We start from the raw sequence: 25,641 nt of genomic DNA, 5'->3' as shown, positions 1-25,641 counted from the left end.
TCCTACGCGGGATCCGACCCCTCCGCGATCGCCGCCTCCACCTCCGCCACCCGGTCCGCCTCCTCGACCGCGAAGCGTTCGCGGTCCAGCGCCTCGGCGATCTCCTCGTCCTGGGCCATCAGCAGGTCCAGGTTGGAGTTGCCCATCTCGAAGACGCCCATGTCCAGGTACGCCTTCTGCAGCCGCTCGCCCCACAGCCCGATGTCCTTCACGCACGGCACGATCCGGCTGAACAGCAGCTTCCGGAACAGGTGCAGGAACTCCGACTGCTCGGTGAACTGCGCGGCCTCCTTGCGGGAGATGCCGAAGTTCTCCAGCACCTCCACCCCGCGCAGCCGGTCCCGCATCAAGTAGCAGCCCTCGATCACGAAATCCTCGCGCTCGCGCAGCTCGGCGTCCGTCAGCTGCTTGTAGTAGTCCCGCAGCGCCATCCGCCCGAACGCCACGTGCCGGGCCTCGTCCTGCATCACGTACGCCAGGATCTGCTTCGGCAGCGGCTTGTCGGTCGTATCGCGGATCATCCCGAACGCCGCCAGCGCCAGCCCCTCGATGAGCACCTGCATGCCCAGGTACGGCATGTCCCAGCGGGAATCGCGCAGGGTGTCACCGAGCAGCGCCTGGAGGTTGTCGTTGATCGGGTAGACCATCCCGACCTTCTCGTGCAGGAAGCGGCCGAAGATCTCGGCGTGCCGGGCCTCGTCCATCGTCTGGGTCGCGGAGTAGAACTTCGCGTCCAGGTCCGGAACCGACTCCACGATCCGTGCCGCGCACACCATCGCGCCCTGCTCACCGTGCAGGAACTGGCTGAAGTTCCAGGCGGTGTAGTGCCGGCGCAGCTCCCCCTTGTCCTTCTCGGTGAGCCCGGACCAGTGCCGGGTGCCGTAGAGGGTCAGCGCCTCGTCCGGGGTGCCGAGCGGGTTGTACGGGTCCACCTCCTGGTCCCAGTCGATGCGCTTGGCGCCGTCCCACTGCTTGTCCTTGCCCTTCTGGTAGAGCGCGAGGAGCCGTTCGCGGCCGGAGCCGTTCTCCTGGCCGACGAACATGGCCTCCCAGCTGAAGCGGGCCGAACCGGAGGCCGGAACCTGCCAGACGTCCGCGCCCGGGTCCTTGGTGTAGAGCTCGTGCGTCGACACTGACGCCCCCTCGGCTCGTGTACTTCCGTACAGGACTGGATGGTTGGCAGCGTCACACGTTGGTAGACGCGGGGTCAACAAGTCGTGCGCAGGGGATTGACGGTCTTGCTGACAAGCAGTCTCATAACTGTTGACCGCCGGTAACCCGATGAGCGAGGTACCCGAAGCCATGACGACCCTGACCGATCGAAACGCGCTGCAGGACGCGCTCGGCCTCCTCAAGGACCGCGAGCAGGTCGCCGCACGGCTGCTCGAATCCTCGGCCAAGCACTCCTTCGACCCCGACAAGGAACTCGACTGGGACGCCCCGACGGTCGACGGCAAGTACTACTGGCCGCCCGAGCTGCTCTCCCTCTACGACACCCCGCTCTGGAAGAAGATGGGCGAGGAGCAGCGCATCGACCTCTCCCGCCACGAGGCCGCGGCCCTCGGCTCCCTCGGCATCTGGTTCGAGATCATCCTCATGCAGCTGCTCGTCCGGCACATCTACGACAAGTCCCTGACCAGCAATCACGTCCGGTACGCACTCACCGAGATAGCCGACGAGTGCCGCCACTCCATGATGTTCGCCCGCATGATCGAGAAGGCCGGCGCCCCCGCCTACCCCGTCTCCCGCACCAACCACAACCTCGCCCGCATCCTCAAGACGGTCTCCACCACCCCCGGTTCCTTCGCCTGCACCCTCCTCGGCGAGGAGATCCTCGACTGGATGCAGCGCCTGACCTTCCCCGACGAGCGCGTCCAGCCCCTCGTCCGCGGCGTCACCCGCATCCACGTCATCGAGGAGGCCCGGCACGTCCGGTACGCCCGCGAGGAGCTGCGCCGCCAGATGCGAGGCGCCCCGCGCTGGGAGCAGGAGCTGACCCGCGTCAGCTGCGGCGAGGCCGCCCGCGTCTTCTCGACGGCCTTCGTCAACCCGCAGGTCTACGAGAACATCGGCCTCGACCGGCGCGAGGCCCTCGCCCAGGTCAAGGCGAGCGGCCACCGGCGCGAGGTCATGCAGACGGGCGCCAAGCGGCTCACGGACTTCCTCGACGACATCGGCGTCCTGCGCGGCGTGGGCCGCAGGCTCTGGAAGAGCTCGGGACTCCTCGCCTGAACCGGCTGTTTCGGGGCTACCCTGCGGGCATGACGACCGTACGCGCGTACCGCAGGCTGAGCGTCGAGGAGCGACGGGCCCAGCTCCTCGACGCCGCCTTGTCGCTGTTCGCGCACCGGGCCCCGGAAGAGGTCTCGCTCGACGACGTCGCCGAGGCGGCGGGCGTCTCGCGGCCCCTGGTCTACCGCTACTTCCCGGGCGGCAAGCAGCAGCTGTACGAGGCGGCCCTGCGCTCGGCGGCCGACCTCCTGGAGCAGTGCTTCGCCGAACCGCAGGCCGGTCCGCTCACCCAGCGCCTCTCCCGGGCCCTGGACCGCTACCTGGCCTTCGTGGACGAGCACGACGCGGGCTTCTCGGCCCTCCTCCAGGGCGGCAGCGTCGTCGAGACCTCCCGTACGACGGCCACGGTGGACGGCATCCGCCGGGCCGCGGCCCAGCAGATCCTCTACCACCTGGCCGTCCCGGCCCCCGGCCCGCGGCTGCGGATGATGGTCCGCACCTGGATCACGGCGGTCGAGGCGGCCTCCCTGATCTGGATCGACGAGGGCAAGCAGCCGGAGGTCTCGGCGCTGCGCGACTGGCTGGTCGACCAGTTCATAGCCCTGCTGACGGCGACGGCCGCCACCGACCCGGAGACCGCCGCCGCGGCGCGGGCCGCGCTGGCCCTGGAATCGGCGGACGGCCCGGTCGGAGTCCTGGCCCGCCGCGTGATCCCGGTGGTCTCCGAGGCCGCCCACCTGCTGTGACACTGGTGGGGTGAGAAGCGAACCCACGCCCTTCGAGGGCGGCCCGATGGACGGCCGGGTCCTGCCGATCCTCCTCGGCCCGACCGGCCACCCGCCGAAGTGGTACGAGATCCCGGTCCCGTCGGCGGGCGGCGGCCCCGCGACGGTCCTGCTGTACGAGCGGGTCGCGGCGGGCTATTCCAAGCGGCTGCACCTGCAGAAGGGCTGGAAGTACGCGTACGCCCCGTCCGGGCAGAAGCCCAGGCTCCGCTGGCCCTGGACGAAGCCCACCCCGCCGCGGCAGGACACCCCCTAGCGGGCGACCCCCTGCACGGTGTCCGGCGGGGGCTCCGGGAGCGTCAGGACGGCCAGCGCCCCGCCGCCCTCCGCCTCCCGGAACTCCAGCCGCGCGCCGATGACCTCCGCCTGCCCCACCGCGATGGTCAGCCCCAGCCCGTGTCCCTTGCCCGTCCCCACGCCCCCGGTCCGGAACCGCTGCGGGCCGTGCGCCATCAGGTACTCCGGGAACCCGTCCCCGTGGTCCCGTACGGTCACCACCGGACCGTCCACGGTCAGGGCCACCGGCGCCCGCCCGTGCTTGTGCGCGTTGGCCACCAGATTCCCGAGCACCCGCTCCAGCCGGCGCCGGTCCGTCTCCACGTGCGCGTCCCGGACGACCACCAGCTCCGTCTCCGTCCCGGACGCCCGGACCACCCGCCTCGCCAGGCGCCCCAGCTGGTGCAGATCCGTCTCCACCACCTCGCGCCCCGAGTCCAGCCGCGAGATCTCCAGCAGGTCCTCGGTCAGCCCGCGCATCGTCCGTACCCGCTCCTGCACCAGCTGCGTCGCACGCCCCTCCGGCAGCAGCTCCGACGCCGCCTGCAAACCCGTCAGCGGCGTGCGCAGCTCGTGCGCGACGTCCGCCGTGAACCGCTGCTCGCTCAGCAGCTTCGCCTGCAGGGTCCCGGCCATCGTGTCGAGCGCCCCCGCCACCGTCGCCACCTCGTCCTGGTGCCGGGAGGGGTCCTTCGTCCGCGGATCGTCCACGCGCGCGTCGAGATCGCCCTGCGTGATCCGCCGGGCCACGGTCGCCGTCTGGTGCAGCCGCCGCGTCACCCGGGTCACCGCGAAGGCGCCCACCAGCAGCGTTCCGCCGATCGCCAGCACGGACGATCCGATGATCGCGTTGTCCAGGCCGCTGATCGTCCGCGCGCTCTGCGCATAGTCCACGGCCGTCGCCAGGACCTTGCCGTCCGCCGGGGCCGCCGCCCACATCGTCGGCCGGCCCTCGTACTCGGCCACCATCGTCGCGCGCTGCCCGGACACCGCCAGGGCGCGCAGCGCCGGGGGCAGCCCCGCCGGGTCGATCCCCGCGTCGGGCGGGAGGGCCTCGCCGGCCTCGTACTCGCGGGACACGTCGTGCAGTTTCTCCAACGCCTTGTCCCGCGCCGCCGCGACGGTCTGCCGGGTCACCTCCACGTGCACCAGCGCGCCGAGCACGGCCGCGAGCGAACAGCACATCACGACGATGAACAGCCCGGACTTCCAGGTCAGCGTGGCCGTCCACGCGGGCAGCCGCCCCTGCACCCCCTTCACGGGGTCCCCTCGGCGGACGGCTTCAGCGGCGGGGACGGGGAGGGGCTCTGCACCGTACCCGGCAGCCGTACGATCTGCTCCCGCGTCGGCAGCATCGTCCGCTGCTTCTCGTCCCAGGACCACGCGGTGATCAGCTCGTAGCCCGGATTGCCGCTCGGCACCCGCAGGACCACGTCCTGCCCGGCCAGCTCCACGGTGACGACTGTCTGCGTGGTCGCCATGATCCGGTTGAGGCGTCCGTCCGGATCCGCCGTGTACGCCCGTACGGACATCATCCGGTCCGGCATCTCGATGCCGATGACGAGCTCGTCGCGGCCGTTGCCCGTCAGGTCCCGGTAGTACGGGGCCAGCACCGGGCACTTCTCGCCCGGCTGCCCCGCCCGCCCGCACGCCTTGATCGCCGCGACGGTCTCCGGGGGCATCCCGTCCGGGCCGACGTCGGTGTTCGGGTGGGCGGCCAGCTCCGCCTGGACGAGGGCCACCGGATCCACCCCGTGCACGTTCTGGTCCGTCACGGGCGGCAGCCCCTGCACGTACTCGGGCGGCGCACCGCCGGGATCGGCGGGCGGTACGGAGGCCCCTTTGCGCTCCGGCCACAGATGTACGGGCCCGCTCGCGGTCGGGGTGACACCGGCGCCCACCGGACCGCCGGTGTCGCCGCAGCCGGCGAGCAGGGGCAGCAGCGGGAGCAGCGGCAGGGCGAACAGGGCGGCGCGGGTCATCGGCGCATCTTAGCCTTATGCAGAGATATGACCGTTTAGGGAGCCTTCGGGGCCTCCCGAGCGGTCGCGGATCAGCCCTCGGTACGGCCGCGGCGCAGCATGGCGAAACCGAGCCCGGCCGCGCCCACGGCTGCGATCCCGCCGCCCGCGGCGAGCAGCAGTACGCCGTCGCCCGGCCCTTCGGCCAGCGCGTCCAGGGTCCCGCCGGCGACCGTGCGGGCGTGCCCGGCCGAGGCCTGCACGACCCGGCCGTCCCGGATCCCGGTCTTGTACCCGTCGGCGACGGGCGTGGCGGTGTGGCCGTTCGCGCCGCCCGTCTCGCCGACCCAGGAGGAGAGCCGGCCGTCGGGCTGCAGGGCCGCGTGGAGCGCGCCCGAGCGGCCCATGCCGGCGACCCCGTCACGGCTGGTCAAGGTGGCCGCCTTGACGCCGTCGGCGGCCAGGATGTCGGCCTGGAAGCCGCCCTCGGCGATCCGGTAGACGTTCGCCCTCGACACGCCGTCCGCGAGGGCGAGGCTCTTGACCAGGGTCCGGGGCGCACCCGCGGACCGCGCCGCCGACGCGGCGGGCAACCCCTCGGCGAGTGCGGCCGCGGCGGGCAGTGCGAGGAGGGTTCCGGCGCAGACGGTCACTGCGGCGGCTCGTACGAGAGTGCGGCGGTCGACGGTGCTCACGGGAAATCCTTCGGTCCGGTCCAGGTGCGACAAACCTAGGAGCCTGCTGTGTCAGTACCGCGATGAGCTTGTAACAGGCACCCGGCGGAGTCCCGTAGAAGCTGTTACACGGTCGAGAACTCCACCGGGGGATTGCCGCGAGGCGTCCGGGCTGCTCCCATGTACGGCGGGGGGTGAGGTCCATGCGGGGACTCAAGGTGCTGCCGAGCGGCCGCCCCGGCCGCGGCCGGCTCTACGTCAACCTGCCCGACGGCCAGGCGGTGGCCTGGTACGACCGGCAGACCAACCGGATCAGCGTGCTCGCCGACCAGCACCGCGACGCGGTCGTGGCGGCGTTACGCCCGTACATCGCCGGCCCGTACACGGTCGGTCCGCCGCCGGTGCCCACACCGGCGGACCTGCGCAGACTCGCCCTTCCGCCGGACGAGGACCTGGCTGCGAACCGCCCCGGCGAACTCCTGCTGGGCGAACTGGAACACGGCTCGGTGGGCACCCGGGCCCGGCACCGGATGCGCCAGGACCTGACCGCCCAGCAGCGCATGGGCGACCTCCTCGACTCCCTCGAACCGGACGGCTGGCGGGTCCTGCACGGCGTCCCGCTCCCGGGTCTGGGCACCATCGACCACCTGCTCATGGGCCCGGCGGGGATCTTCTGCGTCCGTACGCTCCCGGGCCGCCGCCAGCGTGCGGCCGTCGGGGACCTGCTGCTGACGGTGGGCCGGGCCGAGCCGCGCCAGGACCCGCGCTGGATCCGCCGGGCCGCCGCCGCGGCCACCCGGGCGCTCGCGGCCCCGGTCCTGCCGGCCCTGGCCCTGGTCGACGCCTCCCGCGTGGAGGTGGCCCCGACGGTCCGCGACATCCGCGTCCTGGAGCCGGCCACGGCCCGGGCGCACCTCGCGTCGGCCCCGATCACCCTCAAACCCCCGGACACGGAAGCCCTGTTCACCCAGGCGCGCGACGCCCGCACCTGGCTCCCGCCCCTTGCGCACCGCCCGCGGCGCCGGTTCCTCCCGGCCCGTCCGGCGCTTGAGGACCGGGGGCCGGGGCGGAGTTCCGGGAAACGCTGAAAGGGCGGGCCGCGGGCGGGCCGCGGGCGGGCCGCGGGCGGGCCGCGGGCGGGCCGCGGGCGGGCCGCGGGCGGGCCGCGGGCGGGCCGCGGGCCCACCCCCGGCCCGCCCTCAGGCCGAGGCCCGCTTGCGCGGGGCCGTCTTCTTCGTCGCAGCGGCCGTCTTCTTCGCCGAGGCCGCCTTGGAGGAGGCCTTCGAGGCGGACTTGGCGGTGGACTTGGTGGCCGCGGACTTCGTGGCGGTGGACTTGGCGGCGGTGGACTTGGTGGCCGTCGACCCGTCCGCAGTGGACTTGGCCGAGGTCGACTTGGCCGACGCGGTCTTCTTCGTACCGGAGGCCGCCGTCTTCTTCGTCGCGGCCGTGGACTTCTTCCCGCCCACCGCCTTCGGCGCGGCCGCCGCCGTCTTCCGCCGGATCGGCGTGACCTCCGCCTCCGGGCCCGCCTCCCCCCGCGAGGCCTTCGCCGCGCTCACGCTCTTCTCCAGGGCCGCCATCAGGTCGATGACCTGCCCGCCGGCCGGTTCCACCTCGGCCTGCGCCGCGGGCTCGAACGCGCCCTCCGACTTCGCCGAGATCATCGCCTCCACGGCTTCCCGGTACTCGTCCTTCAGCGAGTCCATCTCCACCTCGCCCAACGTCGCCATCAGCGCGTCCGCCAGGTCCAGCTCGGCCTCCCGCACCGACACCTTCCCCTCCGGAGCCACCCCCTCCGGCACCCGGATCTCGTCCGGCCAGAGCAGCCCGTGCATCGCGATCACGTCGTCGACCACCCGCAGCATGCCGAGCCGCTCCCGCCCCCGCAGCGCGTACTTGGCGATCGCGACCTTCCGGCTCCGCTTCAGCGCCTCCCGCAGCAGGGTGTACGGCTTCGCCGCCGTCGGCCCGTTCGCCGCGAGGTAGTACGCCGCATCCATCTGCAGCGGGTCGATCTCGTCCGCCGGTACGAACGACACGATCTCGATCGTCTTCGCCGTGGCGATCGGCAGCTGCGCCAGGTCCTCGTCCGTGATCGGGACGATCGACCCGTCCGCCTCCTCGTACCCCTTGCCGATCTCGGCGGTCGCCACTTCCTCGCCGTCCAGCTCGCACACCTTGCGGTAGCGGATCCGTCCGCCGTCGCTCAGGTGGATCTGGCGAAAGGAGATCGAGTGGCTCTCGGTGGCGTTCACCAGCTTGATCGGAATGCTGACCAAGCCGAAAGAGATTGCCCCGTTCCAGATGGATCGCACGGTTCCTCCCGATTCATGGCAATCTCATCGTATGACGCCGATCACCATGGTGGAGGGGCGTCGCATCCCGCTCTCCAACCTGCACAAGGTCCTGTACCCCGAGACCGGCTACACCAAGGGCGAGGTGCTGCACTACTACGCCACCGTCGCCGGTCCGCTGCTGGCCCACGTCCACAACCGGCCGGTGTCCTTCCTGCGCTATCCCGACGGCCCGGACGGCCAGCTCTTCTTCACGAAGAACCCACCGCCCGGCACCCCCGCCTGGGTGAAAACCACCCCGGTGCCCCGCTCCGAGGACCTCTCCGCGCAGCAGGTGGTCATCACGGACCTGCCCTCCCTCATGTGGGCCGCCAACCTCGTCGTCGAGTTCCACACCCCCCAGTGGCCCGCCGGCAGCCCGGCCGTCGCCGACCGGCTGATCATCGACCTCGACCCCGGGCCCCCCGCCACCGCCGTCGAGTGCTGCGCCGTCGCGCTGTGGCTGCGCGAGCGCCTCGCCGCCGACGGGCTGGACGCGTACGCCAAGACCTCCGGCTCCAAGGGCGTGCACCTGGCCGTGGCCCTGGAACCGACCCCGTCCGACCGCGTGTCGGCGTACGCGAAGAGCCTCGCCCAGGAGGCCGAGCGCGCGCTCCCCGACCTTGCCCTGCACCGCATGGCCAAGGCCCTGCGCCCCGGCAAGGTCTTCGTCGACCACAGCCAGAACGCCGCCGCCAAGACCACAGCCGCCCCCTACACGCTGCGCGCACGGGCCCGGCCGACGGTCTCCGCCCCCGTCTCCTGGGAGGAGGTCGCGGCCTGCCGCGCCCCCGCCGACCTGGTCTTCCTCGCCGACGACATCCCGCCCCGGCTGGAGCGTGACGGCGACCTCTTCGGCCCGCTGACGGACCCCGACCGCGCCCACCGGCTGCCCGCACCCCCCGGAGCCCGGCCATGATCCGCGTCGCGCTCCGACAAGCGGAAGGTGTGGAAGGTCGGTGAGGTCTGTGAATGACCTTCGAGCCTCGCAAGGTGAGGCTGATTCGGTGACAGACCGGCCGGACCAGCGAGCCCCACTCCGTCCCGAGGGCCAGGCAGACTGACCCTTGAGGAATGGATGAGAGTTCGCAGACGGTGGTCCTCCACCCACCCCTCGATGTCATGCGTCCGCGTCCGGCTGATGAGATCCCCGAGCAGGACAGCGTCCCAGGCGGTCTTCAGTACTCCCTCAAGCTGGATGGATTCCGCGCACTCGCCTTCATCCTGGAAGGCGGTAGAGCGTTCTTGCAGTCGAGATCCGGGCGGGACCTCACCACAGAGTTTCCTCTGGTTGTCGCACACCTGCAGGAGACGTTGCCACCCGGAACCGTTCTGGACGGAGAGCTCTGCGCCTACCGCGACGCGCGACTGAACTTCACTGATCTGCTTCGTTCGCGCGCCGATCGCGAACGGTCAGGAATTCCGGTCTATTACATCGCCTTCGATATCCTCGCCATCCCGGGGACGGACGTCAGAAGCCTTCCGCTGCGGGAGCGATGGGAGCTTCTCAGCGGGGCCTTGGGTGACGCCGAGCCACCCCTTCAGCGTGTGCTGGCCACGTTGGACGAGGAGACCGCGCGCCTCTGGTTTCGCGGAATGAGGGCTGTTGGCGTTGAAGGGATCGTGGCGAAGGCGCTCAATTCGACCTATCAGTCGGGGGAAACGTGGGCCTGGAGAAAGATCAGGCACTCAGACACCCGTGACGGCAGACTCCTCGGCGTGTTCGGTCCGCAGCAGCGACCGCATGCCCTTCTCGTGGAGCTTCCCGACGGCCGAACCGTGAAGACGTCACCGCGTCTGACCGGAATGCAAGCTCGGCAGGTCAGCGAATCGGTACGCGGCCTCCTGGGAGAGCGGACCGAACATCCCGACCACGGGCTCGTCACCCTACTGATCGAGCCCGTCCTGGTTGAGGTACGCCAGACGGCCGGCCGCCACGAGACAGCGAAGTTCGTGCGTGTCCGGTTCGAGGGATGAGGCGGCGACCTGTCAGCTGGTCCTACACCCTCGGTCCTTGGCCACCGTGTCGAAGAATGCCTTGAAGAGGGTCGTTCGGGCTTGTTCCTGCGAGGCGCTGCCCGCATCCAGCAGCAGGTCGCGGTACGTGTCGTCGTAGCTCATGGCGACGTACAGGTCCCCCGCGGTGCAGGTGCTGACGGTGCGGGTGTTTTGCGGGGTGGCTGTGTCATCTCTGCGTACCCCTTGGGTCAGGAGGGGATCCTCGCTGGCGGCCAGGGTGATGTGAGGTGCGCCAGGACCCTTCAGGGTCAGCTCGCAGACCCTGGTCTTGGAGTCACTTCCGGTCACTCGCTCGGTTCCGGGTTCCGCCTTCCCCTTGAGGAGAGCGGCCTCCGGCAGTCTGAAGCCGGCCATGCCGCAGGCGTTGGCCGGGTCGGTGGGCTGTGGTTCTCCGGAGCCGGACGGACCCTGTAGTTGCACCGGAGCCTTCAATGCGCTGCTGTCCGTGCAGCCGAGCCCTTCGGCGATGTGCCGGGCTGCGCTCATCGCGGCCTGGGCCAGATCTTCGCGGGCGGCCCGGCCGTGGGTGAGGTCGACCTTGAGTGCCGGTACGTTCGCGCGCTGGAAGCCGGGCGGAGTCTTGTCGGCGCAGCTGGTGGGAAGCAGGACCCATGCCTGGGTCTCGGAGGCGGCACCGGTGGCGCCGCCCACGAAGTAGGAGGAGGCCGACGGGTCCTTCCACAGACGTGAGCCGATGGCGAAGTCGGCTGTGTCGAAGGAGAGTTCCGCCTTCATCTCGGGCTGGTCGGCTTCCAGGAACCTGCTGGTGCGCTGCACAGTGCACGAGAAACCGTACGGATCCGACCCCTCGTAGACACTCTTCACGGTCAGCCTGCCGGGACCGTCCAGCACGGGGCTCAGCTCGGATGAGGCAAGCGCGCCGTTGCAGAAGCGGCCCTGGCCCATTACGTCGGTGTTCCACCAGATGAGCAGTCCGGCGCAGCCGGCGAGGGCGAGGAGCGTGGCGAGTCCTGTGCGCGTGGTTCGCCGACCGATTCGAGTACGCAGAGGCATAAGATTACTTCTTCTCTCGCAAGGCGAGGTAGGCACTTTCACGCCCACCGGTGTAACTCTGCTGAGCTTCTCGCTGGGCCGCTCCGACGCTGGTCGCTGACTGGTGGGTTTCGTTTCCCCAGCTCTGGAAGAACTTGTCGAGATCTGTCTGCGCGGCGTCGTTGGCGGAGCTGATGCGCTCGCGTGCCAGCAGGCCTTGTTCTGCGGTGATTCCCTTGAGCCATTCGTTCCAGGCCCCGTCGACCGTCCGCTGGGCGAGGTCTCCGACGACGGGTATGCCGGTGATGGCGCCGCCGATGACGTGGTACCCGTACACCCTCTTGTCGCCAGCCGCGCTCAGGACGGCATCGCGTTCACTGAGCTTGATGTCGCCACCTATGGCGTTGATCGCGCCGTTGACCTCGCCGATCTTGGCCGCTCGGTTCTTGAGGGCTTCGGGATCGGAGAGGTCCGAGGTGGTGAGTTGCTCCGCCATATAGCGGCGCTCAGACTCGTGGAGGAGGAAGTAGTTCTCCGGATCCTCGGACACTCCTCTCAGCACACGCAGCACACTACCTCTGCTGTTCTGGATCCTGGAGTCGTCGCCGGCGGCCAGCGCGTCGTCCTTGCCCACCCTGTCACCGGGCCCCTCGCCGGCGATGATGTCCACGACGTCCGGGGAGTAGGACGACAGAGCACGGGCAAGCGGTCCGCGTACGTTCGCGTACTCCTCCCCCTTCAGAACGGTGTCGCCCTGCCCCTTCAGCTCCCCCTTGTCGTCCTTGCCGTTTCCGTCGCCATAGTCGAAGAGGTTGACGGCGTCGTGCATGATGCGGGCTTCGGCCTCGGAATGCCGGGTGATCTCCGTGCCGGGAGATCCCGGCAGGTGGCCGGTCGTGCCGGTTTCCAGGATGAGTCCCAGGCCCGCCCGGACGTCCTTGTCGAAGGCGTCGGCGGTCACGCGCTCACTGTTCCCGATCCATGTGGTGGTGTCCACGTGGTTCCAGTCGCGGTCCTTGAGCAGGTACTGGAGGTTGTCGTTCTTGCCGTCAGGGCCGGGGTCGAGGTAGGAGATGGCGGCTTCCGGGTTCTTCGACATGATGCCGAGGACGCCGTCGAGGGGATCGTTGGCGAACCAGCCCCTGTTGTCACCGCTGAAGTCGCCCGTGAGGTCCCAGATATCCGGGTTGCCGCCTTGGCTCTTGTCCTCGGCCTTACGGATGTCCGTGGCCAGGTCGTGCAGGAAGGGGGTGGAGTACCCGTCGCCGTGCTGCATGAGGGTGGCCAGGCTCTGATACCCGTGGACCTGCTGGCCGTGGCTCCGGCCGAGCGTGTAGTCGCCGATCTGCTTGAGGTCGTAGGTGGCGAGGCCGGCCTTGTTCAGGTCCGTGCGGAAGTTCTTGTAAAACGCGGACTTCGGGTCCTGCATCGCGTTCGCCAGCGAGTTGGCGAGGCCCTTCTGCAGGTCCAGGTAGCGCTGCTTGTTGCCCTTGTCGTCGCCGTACGCGTGATCGGTGAGCCTGTTCGTGAACTTCAGCGTGCTCTCGGCGCCCATGCCGTTCAGGAAGGTCTGGGTGAACTCGGGACGCGAGGAGTTGTCACGGAAGGAACGGTTCAGCTCGGCGTAGTCGGCGGCGGAGACCTCCTCGCCGCTGTTGATGCGGGTGGCGATGTCCTCGGCGTTACGGGCCTCGTAGACCTCGATGTCCCCCTGCGCGCCGGCATTGAAGCCGTTGTACGTCTCGTCGTTGCCCTTGCCGAAGGCGTCCTTGTTGCTGTCGACACCCACCGCGTCAAGCGCGATCTTGACGCCCTGGTCGGCCTCTGACACGACCTTCACGCAGTCGTCGAGGTGCTGCTGCCACTTCGTGACGGCTTTCTGGACCTCGGCCTTGCCGTCCGGATCGTGCTGGTAGGCGCTTCGCTCGGAAGGGGTGAGCTTGGCGTAGTCGAAGGAGACGTCCCCCTGTTCGGAGACGATCATGCCCGCGGCTATCGCCTTCTCCCGCGCCGTCTCAAGTCTGTTCTTCAGGTCGGTGAACTGGCCGTGGGCGTCTCGCAGCAGTCCGGCTATGGCCTTGGCCTGGATCTGTGCCGCGGAGTACTCGTACCGGGTGGCGGCGAAGTTCGTGTGAGCGACGCCGGCGCTGACGCCGCTCCAGTTCTGGCCCATGGTGATCTTCTGGACGCTGTCGCCGTACCGGACTTCGACCTTCTTGATCTCACCGGCCATGGACTCCCACTTGTCGGCCGCCGCCATCAGCAGGCCCAGATCCGTCGTCATCACTTCGTGGTACGTCAGCACCTGCAACTACCCCTACACCCCGTGAAGCTTTGACTGGCCGATCGGACGGAACTGGTCACCCAGCCCGATGTCAATGCGCATCAGAACCATGACCTGCCTGTCCCAGGTATCCGAGAGTTTCTTCAGGCCCGCTGCGGTGTCCCATCCGTCGAGGCCCTTGACCGCGGTGTTGGTCGCCTCGTCAGAGTGCTCCGTGGCCGTCTTCGTCTTGTCCTCGAGCTCGTTCTCGATCGTGTTCGCAGCCGCGTTCTTCTCCGCCGGTGTGGACCCGAACGTCCCCGATCCCCCAGGCGTCGGCGGCCCCGCCGGAGCACCTGTGCCGTTCAACCGCATGTGCACCTGCTCATTGCCCGCACCAGAGTGCGACTGACGCCAATCCTGGCCGAAATCCCCCATGTTGTGCCCCCCCGTCGACCTCGGATGATCATAGGCATGGCAACTGCACACGTGCCAAGCCCGCCGTGCCGGTGGCCGCCGGTCAGTCGCGAGGCCTGCTGTGGCTCGCCGTGGCTTGCCCGCACGGAGATCCGTCGCGCAGTGTCCGATCGCGTTGATGACCGTGCCGCACCACCCGTCGGACCGTGACCAGCGAGGTGAAAGGTCAGGCTGCACGACCGGCGATCCGGATGGTCAGCGCGCCCTCGCATCTTCGGCGACCGCAGCCAGGTGCACCGCTGTCCCGTCGCGCTCGGAGCCCGTCCGTGAACTCGGGCTTCGCGCGGCAGTCCGAGCGCGAGCAATCCGTCTTTTGGACTCTCTTCGCGGCTGCACCGTCGCTCCGGCGCAGACTCAGTCCTGCGGCCGCGCGCCGGGCCCGTCGCGGTGTGCGAGGCGGGAGAGGACTTTGGCGCTGCAGGCGCGCTCGGGCCGTATCGTGACCGCCGCCTTCCCCGATCTGGCGGCGGCGGCCCGGCAGTTGCCCGCCGGGACCGTCCTCGACGGTGAGGTGGTGGTCTGGCACGCCGGCCGTACGGACTTCGCGCTCGTCCAGCGCCGGGCGGCGGCCACGGCCGCGCGGGCCGCCGTACTCGCCCAGAGCCTGCCGGCCTCGTACGCGGCGTTCGACGTGCTGGAACTGGCCGGGCTGGACCTGCGCGGGCGCACCTACGAGCGGCGCCGGGCGCTCCTGGTCGACCTGCTGCTCCCGCTGGGCCCGCCGCTGCAGCCGGTCCCGATGACGACCGACCCGGAACTGGCCGCCACCTGGTACGAGACCCTGCCCGCCAGTGGCATCGAGGGGCTGGTCGTCAAGCGGCTGGACCAGACGTACCCGGCGGGCCGGCGCGGCTGGCAGAAGCTGCGGCACACGCAGGTGCGGGACGCGGCGGTGGTCGGGTACACCGGCACCCCGCGCCGCCCGCTCGCGCTGGTCCTGGTCCTGCCGGTCGGGGACGGGATCCCGCTGGTGTCGAGCCCGCTGACGGCGGCGCTGCGGGCGGACGTGGTGGCGGCGGTCGCGGAGCGCGAAGCCCCCGCCCGCACCCCGGCCGGGTCTCGGGCGGGTGGGGCCACGGTCACCGCGATCGGGCTCGGCGAGGTGCCGTACCGCCCGCTCGACCCGCCGCTGACGGCCGAGGTCCGCCACCCCTCGACGGCCCGGCACCCGCCGCCGGAGGTGCTCAGGCTGCGGACGGAACTCTGACCCGCGCCGTGGCGTGGCGCGGGTCGGAGGAGGCCAGGATCTCGCGGGCCGGGTTCAGCTGTGCGCGCCGCGCCCCGCGTCGGGGGGAGCGCCGGGCTGTACGTGCGGATTCGGCCCCTCCACCTGCTTCCAGCCGGACTCCCGCTCGGCCCGGACCTCCTCCGGATGGCTGGAGGTCGTGGAGCCGAAGTTCCCGTAGCCCTGCATCTCGTGCGGGCGCAGCCCACCCTCCGGGATCTCCACCTGGTCGCGTTCCTCGCGGACCTCGTAGACCGCGCCGCCGGCGGGCAGGTGCGGCTGGCTCTCCGCGCTCGGCGGCGGGGGCTCCTTGGCCCGGACCCGCTGGCCGAGCTTGAAGCCGGCGAGCAGGAAGGCGACCACAGCGATCCCGACGACCAGGAACCACACGATGTGCGTCACGGTCTCGTCCAGACTCAGGGTCATATCCATACGCACTATTTTCCCCGATAGGGGCTGTTTCGCCGTAAAGGCAGGAAGACCCCCTTCTGATCAACGCATGACTAGCGGGCCGAATCGAGGGCAGGCGCCGGGACGACCGCCCCGAAGGGAGCCGCAAAATGCCCCGCGGATCTTCACCCAAACGAGAGCGCCAGTACGAGCGCATCAAGGAGAGCGCCGAGCAGCGCGGCGAGTCCGAGCAGCGGGCCAAGGAGATCGCCGCCCGGACCGTCAACAAGGAACGGGCCCGGGCCGGCGAGTCCGAGACCGCGAGCAGGGAGTCGCTGGAGGACATGTCCTCCGGACGGCGCGGCGGCCTGCACTCCCATTCGGGGGCGCAGGGGCCGACGTACGAACAGCTCTACGCGGAGGCCAGGCGCCGAAACATCCGCGGCCGCTCCGACATGAACAAGACGCAGCTCAGGCGCGCCCTCGGCAGCTGAGCCCGGCTGAGCCGCAACGCCCCGGCGCCTATCGCAGCGGTCCGTCCGAATCCCGCAGGGCCCGGACCTCGTACCCCCCGAGCACGGCCAGGATCTCGGCGCAGATCGCCAGCGCCGTCTCCGGGGGCGTCCGGGCCCCCAGGTCCAGCCCGATCGGCCCGTGCACCCGCGCCAGGTCCGCCTCGGACACCCCGGCGGCGATCAGCCCCTCGCGCCGCCGCGCGGTGGTCTTGCGGGAGCCGAGCGCGCCGACGTACGGAATCTCCAGCGCGAGCGCGCTCCGTACGGTCGGCACGTCGAACTCCGGATCGTGGCTGAGCATCACCAGGCAGGCGGCGTCCCGCCGTGCGTCCAGCAGCTTCTCGGCCTCGGCGACGGAACCGACCAGCCCGGCCCCCCACCCCAGCAACAGGGCCTGCGCCTCGATGATCTCGGCGAGCTCGCCGCCCCCGCCGATGACCACGTACGGGGCGGACGGGTACGCCTCCACGAACACCAGCCCGCGCTCCCCGTACAGCGCGTCCCGCCCGGGCCGCCGCGTGGCCAGCAGCTCGCCGGCCCGTCGCTCGGCGTCGTCGGCCGGCGCGTCGACGGCCCGGACCACCTCGCTCACCGCGTTTTCGGCCTGCTCGTCGATCCGGGTCACGAGCGCGACGCCGACGCCCTCCCCGAGCAGCTCCCACCACGCGGCGGGCACGGCCGACAGCGGCTGGAGCAGGATCTCGGCCCGCCCGCCGCAGGTCAGCTTCGCCGAGACGGCCTCGTCCGCCCCCACCGAGACCTCGCACACCCGCGCGGTGGCCCCGGCGGCCATGGCCCCGGCCTCCGCCACCAGCTCGGCGTCGAAGACCCCCCGGTACAGGGCCCCGACGCACTCCCCGCGCGCGTCCACGAGCAGGGCCCCGGCCGGGTCCCGCGGCCCGAACCCCTGCTCGGCCACCGGCCGGGCCAGGAACGCGGCCCGCCCCTCGGCCGCCCACCGCCGCGCCGTCTCCACCAGCTCACGCATCGCGCTGCCCCATCCTCGTCGTCAGAGCCCGCCCCATGGCACCAGGTCAGCGGCGCACCGCGGCCTCACGGCCAACCTACGCACGCACGGCACCCCTACCCATCCCTCAAAACCCACAGACCCGGACCCACCTCCCTCGTACGGACCACCGGACGGGCCGCCGGCCGGGCCGCCCGACCCTGACTTGCGCGCGGCCGCCGGGAGGCGTTGTTTCGAAGTACGGCAGGGAACGCCGGGGACGACCCTTGGGGATGACCCGCAATGCTCTTCACGGACCGCGACGACGCAGGTCGAAGACTCGGCACGGAGCTCGCGAGGTACGCGCCGGACCACCCCGTGGTCCTGGGGCTGCCGCGTGGCGGGGTCCCGGTGGCCTTCCACGTGGCCCACGCCCTCGGCGCCCCGCTCGACGTGATCGTCGTCCGCAAGCTGGGGGTTCCGTACCAGCCCGAGCTGGCGTTCGGCGCGATCGGGGAGGGCGGCGTACGCGTGATCAGCGAGGACATCGTCCGGCGCGGGGGGCTCCGCCCGCAGGACATCGCCGCCGTCGAGGAGGCGGAGCAGGCGGAGCTGGCCCGCCGGGCCGCCCGTTACCGCGCGGGGCGGCCGCAGGAGGACCTCCGTGGCCGGACGGTGATCGTGGTGGACGACGGCATCGCGACCGGCGCCACGGCGGCCGCCGCCTGCCAGGTCGTACGGGCGCAGGGCGCGGCCCGGGTCGTCATGGCGGCCCCGGTGGCCCCGCCGGACGCGCTGGGCCGGGTGGGCGCGGTGGCCGACGAGGTGGTCTGCCTCTCCGCACCGCCGGGGTTCTCGTCGGTCGGCCAGTGGTACCGGGACTTCTCCCAGACCCCGGACGAGGAGGTCGTCTCCCTGCTCGCCCAGTCGCCGCGCCGGCCGGCCCCGGCGGAACAGGCCGGGGTGGAGGTGGCGGTGGAGGCGGCGGGCCTGCACCTGCCCGGAGACCTCACCCTCCCGCCGGGCGCGAGCGCGGTGGTGGCGTTCGCGCACGGCTCGGGCAGCAGCCGCCACAGCCCCCGCAACCGCCAGGTGGCCGCGGCCCTGAACCGGGCCGGGCTGGGCACCCTGCTGTTCGACCTGCTCACCCCGGCCGAGGAGGCGGACCGCTCGAACGTCTTCGACATCGACACCCTGGCCGCCCGCCTCGCCGCCGCCACGACCTGGCTCCGCACCCGGACCGGTGCCCCGCTGGCCTACTTCGGCGCCAGCACGGGCGCGGCAGCCGCCCTCGCGGCAGCGGCCTCCCCGGACTCGCCGGTCTACGCGGTGGTCTCCCGCGGCGGCCGGCCGGACCTGGCCGGATCCCGCCTGGCCGGGGTCCGGGCCCCCACGCTCCTGATCGTCGGCTCGGAGGACCACCTGGTCCTCACCCTCAACCGCGAGGCACAAACCCGCTTGCGCTGCGAGAACCGCCTGGAGATCGTCCCGGGCGCCACCCACCTCTTCGAGGAACCCGGAGCACTCCACCAGGTGTCCGCCCTCGCCGAACAGTGGCTCACCACCCACCGCCCCCCGCAGCCCGCGACGAGCTGAGGAGCGGGGCCGCTCGGGTGATCGTCGCCGAGACATGGCCCGAAGAGTGATCATTCGATCGCAGAGAGTCAACAATGGCCACGTTCGTAGCCAGAGGCGCGCGCTTTCGGGCGCGACCCCTCCCAGTCCCGTGAGGACGGTTCTCTTGAGTCATCGAACGATCCGAACCAGACGTCTGAAGTCCGCCACCATGGTCGGGGCCGGTGTGCTCGCCGTGGCGCTCAACGTCGTCCCGAGCACGACGGCCATCGCCGACGCGATCCACCGGTCCGGCACCGACGGTGCCGTGGCACTGCCCGGCCCGGCCGGCGTGGTCACGGGTGGTGACCACGGGGGCAAGGGCCGCGGCCCCCAGGGCAAGCCGGGCCGGCCCGGCCACCCGGGCCGGCCGGGCGTCCAGGGCCCGCAGGGCTACCAGGGCGTCCCGGGTGAGCAGGGCAACCAGGGCTCCCAGGGCAACCAGGGCAACCAGGGGTTCCAGGGCAACCAGGGCAACCAGGGGTTCCAGGGCAACCAAGGTTTCCAGGGTGAGCAGGGCTTCCAGGGCAACCAGGGCAACCAGGGGTTCCAGGGAACCCCTGGCTTCCAGGGTAACCAGGGATTCCAGGGATTCCAGGGAACCCAGGGCAACCAGGGATTCCAGGGCGCGACGGCCACGGTGACGACCTACGTCAACGTCTCCGAGCCGGTCACCAACGGCACGTCGACCGTCTTCTGCAACCCCGGAGACCAGGCCACCGGCGGCGGCTTCCAGACCGCCAACGGCATCGTGCGCCAAAGCCAGCCCGTTGCTCCCAACGGGTGGCAGGCCACCACCGTCACCATCGGGGCCAGCCAGCCGATCGCCGCCTATGTGGTGTGCGTCGACACGACGCCGTAACCCTCCCCGCAGAACGGCGGCGCCCCGGGGCTTCGGCCCCGGGGCGCCGCCGTTTCCGTGGCGCACACACCTACACCAGCAGCGGTCCGCCGCACCGGGCGGCGCCCTCCTTCATCGCGATGAGGTTGGCCACCACGTACGAGATGTCGTTCCTCGAGTGCCATTCGGTCGGGAAGTAGGTGACCAGCCGCGACGACTGGAACTTGGCCTCGATCGTCGGGACGAAGGTGCGGTACTGGTCGTCCGTGTAGTACCAGAACGAGTTCTCGTTGTAGTACGCGACGTGCGTCGGGTCCTGGTACGCGCCGCGCCCGTCCGAGCTGGGCGTCATCGTGAGCAGCATGCCGCCGGGTGCCAGCAGCCGGTACAGCTCGTTGATCAGCGGCACCTTCGAGGGCACGTGCTCCAGGAAGTCCACCGCCCGCATCAGGCCCACCGAACCGTCGGGCAGGTCCAGCTTCCCGGGCAGCGTCGCGACGATGTCGACGCCCTTGCCCGGGTACTGGTCCACGCCCAGGTAGCCGGGCGGCTTGCGGTGGGCCGCGCCGAGGTCCAGCGCCAGCAGTCCGCGCCGCTGGGTCCACGCGAGGGCGTTGGCCTCGACGTACTTGTCGTACAGGACGACCGTCTCGCGCTGGATGTGCGCGTTGGTCTCCGGGTCGCTCTGGGTGTTCGCGGGGTGCACCCGCTGGAGGTACAGACAGCGGTTGATGTGGTGGAAGTCCCCGATGTGGAAGAGGCGGCACATCAGGTCCTGGTCGTCCAGGACCGTCCGCGCGGCGTCGTACCCGCCGGCCTGCTCGTAGCTCTCCTTGCGGAACGCCCGTACGTGGTTGGGCGCGTACCAGATGTAGGAGACGTTGTGCGGGGTCGGCGCCAGCGAGACGATCTGCTGCAGCTTGCGGCCGTCGACCTCCACCTCCTCGTACTGCCAGCCGCAGGATTCGTCCCACCGGGTGTCGTCCCGGCTCCCGTCCTCGGCGATCTGCGCGGTGTTGCTGTAGACGAAGACGGCCTCGGGGTGTTCGTCGAACGCCGTGCCGAGCTCCGCCAGGCACGACTTCGCCAGCAGGTCGTCGTGGTCGAGTTCCACGAGGATCTCGCCGCGCGCGAGTTCGCAGGCCCTGCGCTTCGCCGCTCCGACGCCCTGGACCTCGTCCGCGATCACCACGCGGACCCGGTCGTCGGGCCGCTCCGGCCGCCATCGGGCGCCGCTGTTGAGCAGGACGATCCACTCCCAGTCCTGATGGGTCTGCGCCTGCAGGGTCGCCAGGCACTCGTCGAGGAAACGAGGCCGGTGGCTGGGGGTGAAAACGGAGAACCTCGGGGTCGCGGTCGACGTCATCTGGTGCTCCCGGCTGGGGGTGTCTTTCCGCGCGACGTTACGAGGGCGCCCGGATGATGCCGCCGAATGGCAGGCGGTCCGGGCCCAAGACCACTCGAATGTACGTTTAGACCAGCCAGCCGGCGTCGCGGGCGATGCGGATCGCGTCCACGCGGTTGCGGGCCTTCAGCTTCATCACGACCGTCGTCAGGTAGTTCCGTACCGTCCCGGTGGACAGGTGGAGCTCGCCGGCGATCTCGGCGGCCTCCGAGCCCTGGGCCGCCATGCGCAGCACCTCGGTCTCGCGGTCGGTCAGCGGGCTCTCCAGACCGTTCCAGGCGGCCACGGCCAGCTTGGAGTCGATGACCCGCTGGCCGGCGACCACCCGCCGGATGGCGCTGGCCAGTTCCTTCGGGGAGTCGTCCTTGAGGAGGTAGCCGGAGACCTGGGCCGCCAGGGCCCGGCGCAGGGTGCCGGGGCGGCCGAGGCTGGTGAGCATCAGCGTCCGGCACTCCGGGATGCGCTCGTGGATCTGCATGGCGGCGCTCAGCCCGTCGAGCCCGGGGAGGTCGATGTCGATGATGGCGATGTCCGGCCGGACGTCGAGGGCGGCGGCCAGGATCTCGTCTCCGCGCGACAGTTCGCTGACGACCTCCAGGTCGTCCTCCAGGTCGAGCAGGGCGACGAGCGCACCGCGCACCATGTGCATGTCTTCGGCCAGCAGGATTCTGATCACCGTGACGAGCCCCCCGTCCGCGCGGTCGATCTTGTACTTCCGATCATAGCAACCGGCCCGTTCCGGCAATCGGTTGGCAGCCGGTCGGCGGCCGGTGTGCGCCGTCACCTCAGGCGACGAGCCACGACCGTTCGCCCTCCGCCGGCTCGTCCGACTCGTCGAGGTCGGGATCGACGTCCCCGTGTGCGGGAACCTGCGCGACCAGCCGGAACAAGGTGCCGGGGCCCCGTTCGACCGTCAACTCCCCGCCCACCGCCCGCAGCCGAATCCCCAGGTTCCCCAGGCCGCTGCCGCTGTGCGGCGAGGTGTCGCGGTAGCCCTCGGTGACGCCGTCGTTGATGACCGACAGCGTCATCAGGCCGTCCTCCTCGATGGCGGTGATCTCGCAGTGCACGGCGCGGCTGTGGCGCAGCACGTTGGTGACGGCCTCCCGCAGTACGGTGGCGAGCACCGTGTCCACCGGCGAACTGACCTCTCCCATGCGGATGTCGGTCACCGCGTCGACCTCGGCGGCGCCCAGCACCGACTTGGCCGAGGCGATCTCCTCCTCCAGCGACATGTCCCGGTATCCGCTCGCCACCCGCCGTACGTCGGCCAGCGACTGGCGGGAGATGGCCAGTACGTCCTCGATCTCGTCCATGGCCCGGGCGGGATGGGCCGGGATCAGGCGGTGGATGAGCTCGCCCTTGAGCTGGATCGCGGAGAGGCTGTACCCCAGCAGGTCGTGCAAGTCGCGGGCGAAGCGCAGCCGTTCGCGGGTGACCGCGGCGCGGGTGAGCTCGCCGCGGCTCTCGTGCAGGACGCGGACCAGCTCCGACAGCCTGGTCAGCCCGAAGGTGACCAGCCCGGTCAGCAGGGTGGTCTGCGCCAGGTAGATGCCGTCGAGGACGGGGCGTCCTTCCAGCAGCGGGGGCACCAGCATGCTGATGCCGACGAAGCCGTACAGGATCCAGCCCGGCCGCGGGGGCAGGAGCAGCAGCAGGGAGCCTGCGAGGAAGCCCGCCATGGCGCCCCACTGCGATTTCAGGGCGATGAGCGGCAGGTAGGTGAAGGCGGCCTGGGCGCCGAGGGTCAGCGCCCTGCGGGCGGTCGGGACGCGCTGTGTGCTCGTCCGGGAGTGCAGGAGCTGGAGGGCGAAGACCGCGCCGAGGCAGCCGAAGGCGGCTGCCAGGGCGAGTCCTTCGACTCCGGCGCTGAGGATGTTCAGGGCGGTGATGCCCACGTAGCAGAGGAGTGCGGCGACGAGGATGACCTGGGCCATCCGGGGCGCGGGTAAGTCCCGGCTACGTCGCAGAATGCCCTCGACCAGGACCGCCTCCGACGGTCCATCCGAGGACTTGAGGCGGCCAGGCATGTCAATCCCCCTTAAGCGTTCCTCTGTTACACGCCAGGTGTGAGCATAGGGGAGGGGCGTGGACAAGGGGCGTGAATCGTTCCGTCACACGAACAGCGGGACGGGGTTGAGCTGGTCGTACGGAGTGGGTTCGGCCAGTCGGCCGAGGCGCACGGGGACCTCGAAGAGCCGGCCGGACCCGTACCTCGCCCAGAAGTGGCGCAGTCCCGGTACGACCACTTTCGTCACGGGAAGTCCGAGGTCAGGTCGGCTCTGGTCGAGCACCAGCAGGTCCATACCTTTACCCCGGACCAGCTCGGTGATCAAGCGTACGTCGTCGAGCAGATCGGTGTTCCGGACCGACGGCCAGTGGCCCGGCGTACGGGTCTGCGCCATCGGATCGGCCGCCAGATATGGCTGGTTGGCGATGGTGGCCCCCTGCCACCAGGACAGCGGCTCCGGGTCGGTGATCCGGTATCCGCGGCCGTCCGGCCGTACGTCGCCGACGGCGGGCAGCAGCTGCCCCAGCTCCGACACGGCCCGGCACAGCGCCACCCGGGGGTCGAAGTGGGCGCCGAAGCCGAAGATCACGTCCTCGCCGGGCTTGTCGGTCCGCCGGGACAGCGCCGCGAACACCGGAATGCCCAGGTCCGACGTGAGGTCGAGCGCCCACACCTCCCGGTTCATCCGGCGCAGGCCGTGGCGGATCCGCTCCACCCACTCGTCCTCGAAGGACCCGAGGTCCACCCCGGGTTGACGGGTGCGGTTGTACCACCACAGGGCCACCGCGTCCCGCTCCACCAGCTCCAGGAAGCCCTGCACCAGCGCGTCCTCGGGGCTGCTGCCCGCCGCGTTGCCGTTGGAGTCGGCCCATGGCTCGTCCTCGGCGGAGTTCCCGGCGGGACCACCGGTGCGATCCGTTCCCCGCCCGAAGTACAGCATCGAGGTGGGGAGCAGCCGCTGGACGCCCCCGGTGAGCGACCACACCGGGGTCCAGTCGGTCGGGCGGGTCTCGTCGAACGGCGCCGGGACGTGGTGGAACCGGGAGTGCCGCGCGTTCCACCGCTCCCGCTCCGCGAACTGGCGGGGGCTGTAGAGCTGGCAGTCGTTGGGGTGCACGGCGGCCTCGCCCAGGCCGCGCAGGGAGTCGCGGACCACCGGCTCGTCCCCGTTCCGCGTACCGCTGTAGCGCTCGACCGCCTCGCACAGCGCGCTCGTACGGGCCTCCTCGGCGGTGCGGCCCTTGCCGCCGCTGAGCGCGCGCAGACCGGAGCTGAGACCGGCGAAGGACGCCGACTCCATGGCCAGGTTGTGCCCGGAGGTGTACGCGTGGACGAAGTCCGGGGCGCCGGAGGCCTTCCGGATCTCCTTGACCACCCCGGTCACCGGGTCCACGAGGTGCCCGTACGCACCCAGCACCTGCGCCGGGGTCAGGGCGCGGTCCCCGCCCCCGGTCGCGGCGGCCTTGGGCCGCGACACGGGGACGAACGGAGCGCCGACCCGGCGGGCCACCAGGCCGGGGTCCCCGCAGCCCGCGCACTGCGGCAGCCGGCTCACCGGGTGGCTGGCGGTGCGCAGGCGCAGGGTGTCGAAGGTGCGGATGTGGGTCTGCTCGGGATGGCGCAGCCCGGCCAGCCACTTGGCGGCCTCCAGGACGGCGAGGTTCACCGCGAGCGCCGTCCCGGCCGCCAGCCCGGCGGGCGGCCGCGGTACGGGGCCGTCCAGGCCGAGCGCGCGCCGCACCGGCACCTCCGAGTGGCGGTGGCCGCGCAGCCGTACGGCCAGGCAGTGCCAGCAGGGGCCGGACCCGGGCCGGAAGAACGGGCCCACCCAGGGGTCCGTCCCGCACAGCTTGGCCGGCACCCACGGCCTGCCCGCGGCGCGGTGGCCGGCGTCCACGGCGGCCAGGGCGGGGGAGAGGTAGTCCTCGCACAGGACGAGGACCAGGTCGGCGGCGCCGGGGTCCGCGGCGACCGCGATTCCCGACTCCCGGCAGGCCTCGGCCACCGGCCGCGGATCCAGGCCGGGCAGCGCCTCGACGGCGACGGTGGCCCGGGCCAGCCCGGCGGCGGCCACACCGCCGTCCAGTCCGGCCAGATCCCAGTACGCCTCGGCCTGGGCCTGGGCCTGCGCCTCGGCGGGCGCGGCCGCCGGGGCGGTGGAGCGGATCAACCCGGCGTCGGCCAGGGAGAGGAGGGCCGCCTCGGTGTCCTCGGCGCCCAGGATCCGCGAGGCCTCCCGCCGGACCGCCAGGGCGGTCCGCGTGCCGTCGAGCAGCGGTACGAGGATCTCCGCCCCGCTCCCGCTCAGGGCGGTCACCCCGCGCCGGGACACCAGGTAGGCGGCGTCGCCGGGGACGACCGTCGGCCGCAGATGGGACTTGAAACCCACCAGCGCCTCGGCGGTGGCCGGCGGCGGCGTGAGCGGCACGGCGGGGCGCTCACGCTCGGCAGTGCTCATGCTCCCAGCCGTCCGGCGATCGGCGCCGCCGGACCCGTGACCTGCGTCTGGCTGCAGACGCTGAACAGGGTGTACGCGGTGTCCGGCAGGGCGTCGAGGTTCTCGATCACCAGGCCCGGCTTCGAGGGGCGGGCGGGTATCGGTACGGATCCGGTGCTGGGGCTGATACGGGCGTTGGCCGAAAGGCTGGTCATGGCGGTGGAGTTCCCTCTGCGTCGTC

At 71.3% G+C, this 25,641-nt stretch carries 25 protein-coding genes; 10 read left to right on the top strand and 15 right to left on the bottom strand.

Features of this window, described 5'->3' with window-relative positions; all coding sequences use genetic code 11:
• Positions 1–2: 2 nt before the first annotated feature.
• Entirely contained in the window at positions 3–1,133 is a 1,131-nt protein-coding gene (locus ACIQU4_RS02035) for a ferritin-like domain-containing protein (RefSeq protein WP_403724628.1), read from the bottom strand.
• Between the two features lie 148 nt (positions 1,134–1,281).
• On the opposite strand from ACIQU4_RS02035, the gene ACIQU4_RS02030 reads away from it, so the two are divergent.
• The 3 genes from ACIQU4_RS02030 to ACIQU4_RS02020 are packed head-to-tail and all read left to right on the top strand — an operon-like array spanning position 1,282 to position 3,273.
• A complete protein-coding gene (locus ACIQU4_RS02030; RefSeq protein WP_403724625.1) occupies positions 1,282–2,232 on the top strand; it encodes a diiron oxygenase in 951 nt (316 codons plus the stop codon).
• Positions 2,233–2,261: 29 nt separating this feature from the next.
• A complete protein-coding gene (locus tag ACIQU4_RS02025) occupies positions 2,262–2,978 on the top strand; it encodes a TetR/AcrR family transcriptional regulator (protein WP_053689378.1) in 717 nt (238 codons plus the stop codon).
• Between the two features lie 10 nt (positions 2,979–2,988).
• The gene (locus ACIQU4_RS02020; RefSeq protein ID WP_403724622.1) at positions 2,989–3,273 is read left to right on the top strand and encodes a hypothetical protein; all 285 of its coding nucleotides are present in this window, start codon (positions 2,989–2,991) and stop codon (positions 3,271–3,273) included.
• Here ACIQU4_RS02020 and ACIQU4_RS02015 read toward each other — a convergent pair.
• From ACIQU4_RS02015 to ACIQU4_RS02005, 3 genes are all read right to left on the bottom strand, one after another.
• A complete protein-coding gene (locus tag ACIQU4_RS02015; protein ID WP_403724619.1) occupies positions 3,270–4,553 on the bottom strand; it encodes an ATP-binding protein in 1,284 nt (427 codons plus the stop codon). The genes ACIQU4_RS02020 and ACIQU4_RS02015 overlap by 4 nt on opposite strands.
• Entirely contained in the window at positions 4,550–5,275 is a 726-nt protein-coding gene (locus tag ACIQU4_RS02010; RefSeq protein ID WP_403724618.1) for a hypothetical protein, read from the bottom strand. Before ACIQU4_RS02010 ends, ACIQU4_RS02015 begins: the two co-directional genes overlap by 4 nt.
• A gap of 71 nt (positions 5,276–5,346) precedes the next feature.
• The gene (locus ACIQU4_RS02005; RefSeq protein ID WP_403724616.1) at positions 5,347–5,949 is read right to left on the bottom strand and encodes a hypothetical protein; all 603 of its coding nucleotides are present in this window, start codon (positions 5,947–5,949) and stop codon (positions 5,347–5,349) included.
• 182 nt (positions 5,950–6,131) lie between these two features.
• Between ACIQU4_RS02005 and ACIQU4_RS02000 the strand changes: the two genes are divergently transcribed.
• Positions 6,132–7,016, top strand: a complete 885-nt coding sequence (locus ACIQU4_RS02000; protein ID WP_403724614.1) for a nuclease-related domain-containing protein — start codon at positions 6,132–6,134, stop codon at positions 7,014–7,016.
• A 111-nt stretch (positions 7,017–7,127) separates the two neighbouring features.
• Here ACIQU4_RS02000 and ACIQU4_RS01995 read toward each other — a convergent pair whose 3' ends face one another.
• Positions 7,128–8,246 (bottom strand): Ku protein, encoded by a 1,119-nt coding sequence (locus ACIQU4_RS01995; protein ID WP_403724612.1) that lies wholly within the window; start codon positions 8,244–8,246, stop codon positions 7,128–7,130.
• Between the two features lie 31 nt (positions 8,247–8,277).
• Between ACIQU4_RS01995 and ligD the strand changes: the two genes are divergently transcribed.
• Together ligD and ACIQU4_RS01985 are read left to right on the top strand one after the other, a co-directional pair.
• The gene (gene ligD, locus ACIQU4_RS01990) at positions 8,278–9,183 is read left to right on the top strand and encodes a non-homologous end-joining DNA ligase (RefSeq protein WP_403724609.1); all 906 of its coding nucleotides are present in this window, start codon (positions 8,278–8,280) and stop codon (positions 9,181–9,183) included.
• A gap of 155 nt (positions 9,184–9,338) precedes the next feature.
• The gene (locus ACIQU4_RS01985; protein WP_403724606.1) at positions 9,339–10,241 is read left to right on the top strand and encodes a DNA ligase; all 903 of its coding nucleotides are present in this window, start codon (positions 9,339–9,341) and stop codon (positions 10,239–10,241) included.
• Between the two features lie 12 nt (positions 10,242–10,253).
• Here the strand turns inward: ACIQU4_RS01985 and ACIQU4_RS01980 are convergent, their stop codons facing one another.
• The 3 genes from ACIQU4_RS01980 to ACIQU4_RS01970 are packed head-to-tail and all read right to left on the bottom strand — an operon-like array spanning position 10,254 to position 13,977.
• On the bottom strand, positions 10,254–11,297 hold the full coding sequence (locus ACIQU4_RS01980) for a hypothetical protein (RefSeq protein WP_403724604.1): 1,044 nt from the start codon (positions 11,295–11,297) through the stop codon (positions 10,254–10,256).
• A gap of 4 nt (positions 11,298–11,301) precedes the next feature.
• Entirely contained in the window at positions 11,302–13,560 is a 2,259-nt protein-coding gene (locus ACIQU4_RS01975; RefSeq protein ID WP_403724601.1) for a DUF6571 family protein, read from the bottom strand.
• Between the two features lie 33 nt (positions 13,561–13,593).
• On the bottom strand, positions 13,594–13,977 hold the full coding sequence (locus ACIQU4_RS01970; protein ID WP_403724598.1) for a hypothetical protein: 384 nt from the start codon (positions 13,975–13,977) through the stop codon (positions 13,594–13,596).
• 448 nt (positions 13,978–14,425) lie between these two features.
• Here ACIQU4_RS01970 and ACIQU4_RS01965 point away from each other — a divergent pair, with 448 nt between their 5' ends.
• Positions 14,426–15,223, top strand: coding sequence for an ATP-dependent DNA ligase (locus ACIQU4_RS01965; protein ID WP_403724595.1), 798 nt, complete (start codon positions 14,426–14,428; stop codon positions 15,221–15,223).
• Between the two features lie 54 nt (positions 15,224–15,277).
• On the opposite strand, the gene ACIQU4_RS01960 is transcribed toward ACIQU4_RS01965, so the two are convergent.
• Positions 15,278–15,673 carry a DUF6479 family protein gene (locus tag ACIQU4_RS01960; protein ID WP_403724592.1) on the bottom strand — a complete coding sequence of 132 codons (396 nt, stop codon included), beginning with the start codon at positions 15,671–15,673 and terminating at the stop codon, positions 15,278–15,280.
• A gap of 128 nt (positions 15,674–15,801) precedes the next feature.
• On the opposite strand from ACIQU4_RS01960, the gene ACIQU4_RS01955 reads away from it, so the two are divergent.
• Positions 15,802–16,125, top strand: a complete 324-nt coding sequence (locus ACIQU4_RS01955; protein ID WP_403724589.1) for a plasmid stabilization protein — start codon at positions 15,802–15,804, stop codon at positions 16,123–16,125.
• Between the two features lie 28 nt (positions 16,126–16,153).
• Here ACIQU4_RS01955 and ACIQU4_RS01950 read toward each other — a convergent pair whose 3' ends face one another.
• Positions 16,154–17,134 carry an XdhC family protein gene (locus tag ACIQU4_RS01950; RefSeq protein ID WP_403724586.1) on the bottom strand — a complete coding sequence of 327 codons (981 nt, stop codon included), beginning with the start codon at positions 17,132–17,134 and terminating at the stop codon, positions 16,154–16,156.
• Positions 17,135–17,395: 261 nt separating this feature from the next.
• Between ACIQU4_RS01950 and ACIQU4_RS01945 the strand changes: the two genes are divergently transcribed.
• Both ACIQU4_RS01945 and ACIQU4_RS01940 read left to right on the top strand, forming a co-directional pair.
• Positions 17,396–18,688 (top strand): phosphoribosyltransferase family protein, encoded by a 1,293-nt coding sequence (locus tag ACIQU4_RS01945; RefSeq protein WP_403724583.1) that lies wholly within the window; start codon positions 17,396–17,398, stop codon positions 18,686–18,688.
• Positions 18,689–18,833: 145 nt separating this feature from the next.
• Positions 18,834–19,568: a hypothetical protein gene (locus tag ACIQU4_RS01940; protein WP_403724580.1), complete on the top strand. Its 735-nt coding sequence runs from the start codon at positions 18,834–18,836 to the stop codon at positions 19,566–19,568.
• 70 nt (positions 19,569–19,638) lie between these two features.
• Here the strand turns inward: ACIQU4_RS01940 and ACIQU4_RS01935 are convergent, their stop codons facing one another.
• From ACIQU4_RS01935 to ACIQU4_RS01915, 5 genes are all read right to left on the bottom strand, one after another.
• Entirely contained in the window at positions 19,639–20,913 is a 1,275-nt protein-coding gene (locus ACIQU4_RS01935) for a glycosyltransferase (protein WP_403724577.1), read from the bottom strand.
• Between the two features lie 106 nt (positions 20,914–21,019).
• Positions 21,020–21,628: a DNA-binding response regulator gene (locus ACIQU4_RS01930; RefSeq protein WP_403724574.1), complete on the bottom strand. Its 609-nt coding sequence runs from the start codon at positions 21,626–21,628 to the stop codon at positions 21,020–21,022.
• A gap of 109 nt (positions 21,629–21,737) precedes the next feature.
• Positions 21,738–22,982 carry a sensor histidine kinase gene (locus tag ACIQU4_RS01925; protein WP_403724571.1) on the bottom strand — a complete coding sequence of 415 codons (1,245 nt, stop codon included), beginning with the start codon at positions 22,980–22,982 and terminating at the stop codon, positions 21,738–21,740.
• An 84-nt stretch (positions 22,983–23,066) separates the two neighbouring features.
• Entirely contained in the window at positions 23,067–25,421 is a 2,355-nt protein-coding gene (locus tag ACIQU4_RS01920) for a TOMM precursor leader peptide-binding protein (RefSeq protein WP_403724568.1), read from the bottom strand.
• Positions 25,418–25,615: a hypothetical protein gene (locus ACIQU4_RS01915; RefSeq protein WP_403724565.1), complete on the bottom strand. Its 198-nt coding sequence runs from the start codon at positions 25,613–25,615 to the stop codon at positions 25,418–25,420. The genes ACIQU4_RS01920 and ACIQU4_RS01915 overlap by 4 nt, the downstream gene beginning before the upstream one ends.
• Positions 25,616–25,641: the final 26 nt, after the last annotated feature.

Origin of the sequence: Streptomyces sp. NPDC090741, assembly GCF_044769045.1 — a bacterium.
Taxonomy (GTDB): Bacteria; Actinomycetota; Actinomycetes; order Streptomycetales; family Streptomycetaceae; genus Streptomyces.
The sequence above is the reverse complement of the archived record's forward strand: the minus strand, read 5'-3'. Positions and strand labels throughout refer to the sequence as shown.

Excerpts from the sequence above, each read along its gene's own strand:
- ACIQU4_RS02030 (WP_403724625.1), top strand. The coding sequence starts at position 1,282 with ATGAGCGAGGTACCCGAAGCCATGACGACCCTGACCGATCGAAACGCG.
- ACIQU4_RS02025 (WP_053689378.1), top strand. The coding sequence starts at position 2,262 with ATGACGACCGTACGCGCGTACCGCAGGCTGAGCGTCGAGGAGCGACGG.
- ACIQU4_RS02010 (WP_403724618.1), bottom strand. The coding sequence starts at position 5,275 with ATGACCCGCGCCGCCCTGTTCGCCCTGCCGCTGCTCCCGCTGCTGCCC.
- ACIQU4_RS02000 (WP_403724614.1), top strand. The coding sequence starts at position 6,132 with ATGCGGGGACTCAAGGTGCTGCCGAGCGGCCGCCCCGGCCGCGGCCGG.
- ligD (WP_403724609.1), top strand. The coding sequence starts at position 8,278 with ATGACGCCGATCACCATGGTGGAGGGGCGTCGCATCCCGCTCTCCAAC.
- ACIQU4_RS01985 (WP_403724606.1), top strand. The coding sequence starts at position 9,339 with ATGGATGAGAGTTCGCAGACGGTGGTCCTCCACCCACCCCTCGATGTC.
- ACIQU4_RS01980 (WP_403724604.1), bottom strand. The coding sequence starts at position 11,297 with ATGCCTCTGCGTACTCGAATCGGTCGGCGAACCACGCGCACAGGACTC.
- ACIQU4_RS01975 (WP_403724601.1), bottom strand. The coding sequence starts at position 13,560 with ATGACGACGGATCTGGGCCTGCTGATGGCGGCGGCCGACAAGTGGGAG.
- ACIQU4_RS01970 (WP_403724598.1), bottom strand. The coding sequence starts at position 13,977 with ATGGGGGATTTCGGCCAGGATTGGCGTCAGTCGCACTCTGGTGCGGGC.
- ACIQU4_RS01960 (WP_403724592.1), bottom strand. The coding sequence starts at position 15,673 with ATGGATATGACCCTGAGTCTGGACGAGACCGTGACGCACATCGTGTGG.
- ACIQU4_RS01955 (WP_403724589.1), top strand. The coding sequence starts at position 15,802 with ATGCCCCGCGGATCTTCACCCAAACGAGAGCGCCAGTACGAGCGCATC.
- ACIQU4_RS01950 (WP_403724586.1), bottom strand. The coding sequence starts at position 17,134 with ATGCGTGAGCTGGTGGAGACGGCGCGGCGGTGGGCGGCCGAGGGGCGG.
- ACIQU4_RS01945 (WP_403724583.1), top strand. The coding sequence starts at position 17,396 with ATGCTCTTCACGGACCGCGACGACGCAGGTCGAAGACTCGGCACGGAG.
- ACIQU4_RS01935 (WP_403724577.1), bottom strand. The coding sequence starts at position 20,913 with ATGACGTCGACCGCGACCCCGAGGTTCTCCGTTTTCACCCCCAGCCAC.
- ACIQU4_RS01925 (WP_403724571.1), bottom strand. The coding sequence starts at position 22,982 with ATGCCTGGCCGCCTCAAGTCCTCGGATGGACCGTCGGAGGCGGTCCTG.
- ACIQU4_RS01920 (WP_403724568.1), bottom strand. The coding sequence starts at position 25,421 with ATGAGCACTGCCGAGCGTGAGCGCCCCGCCGTGCCGCTCACGCCGCCG.
- ACIQU4_RS01915 (WP_403724565.1), bottom strand. The coding sequence starts at position 25,615 with ATGACCAGCCTTTCGGCCAACGCCCGTATCAGCCCCAGCACCGGATCC.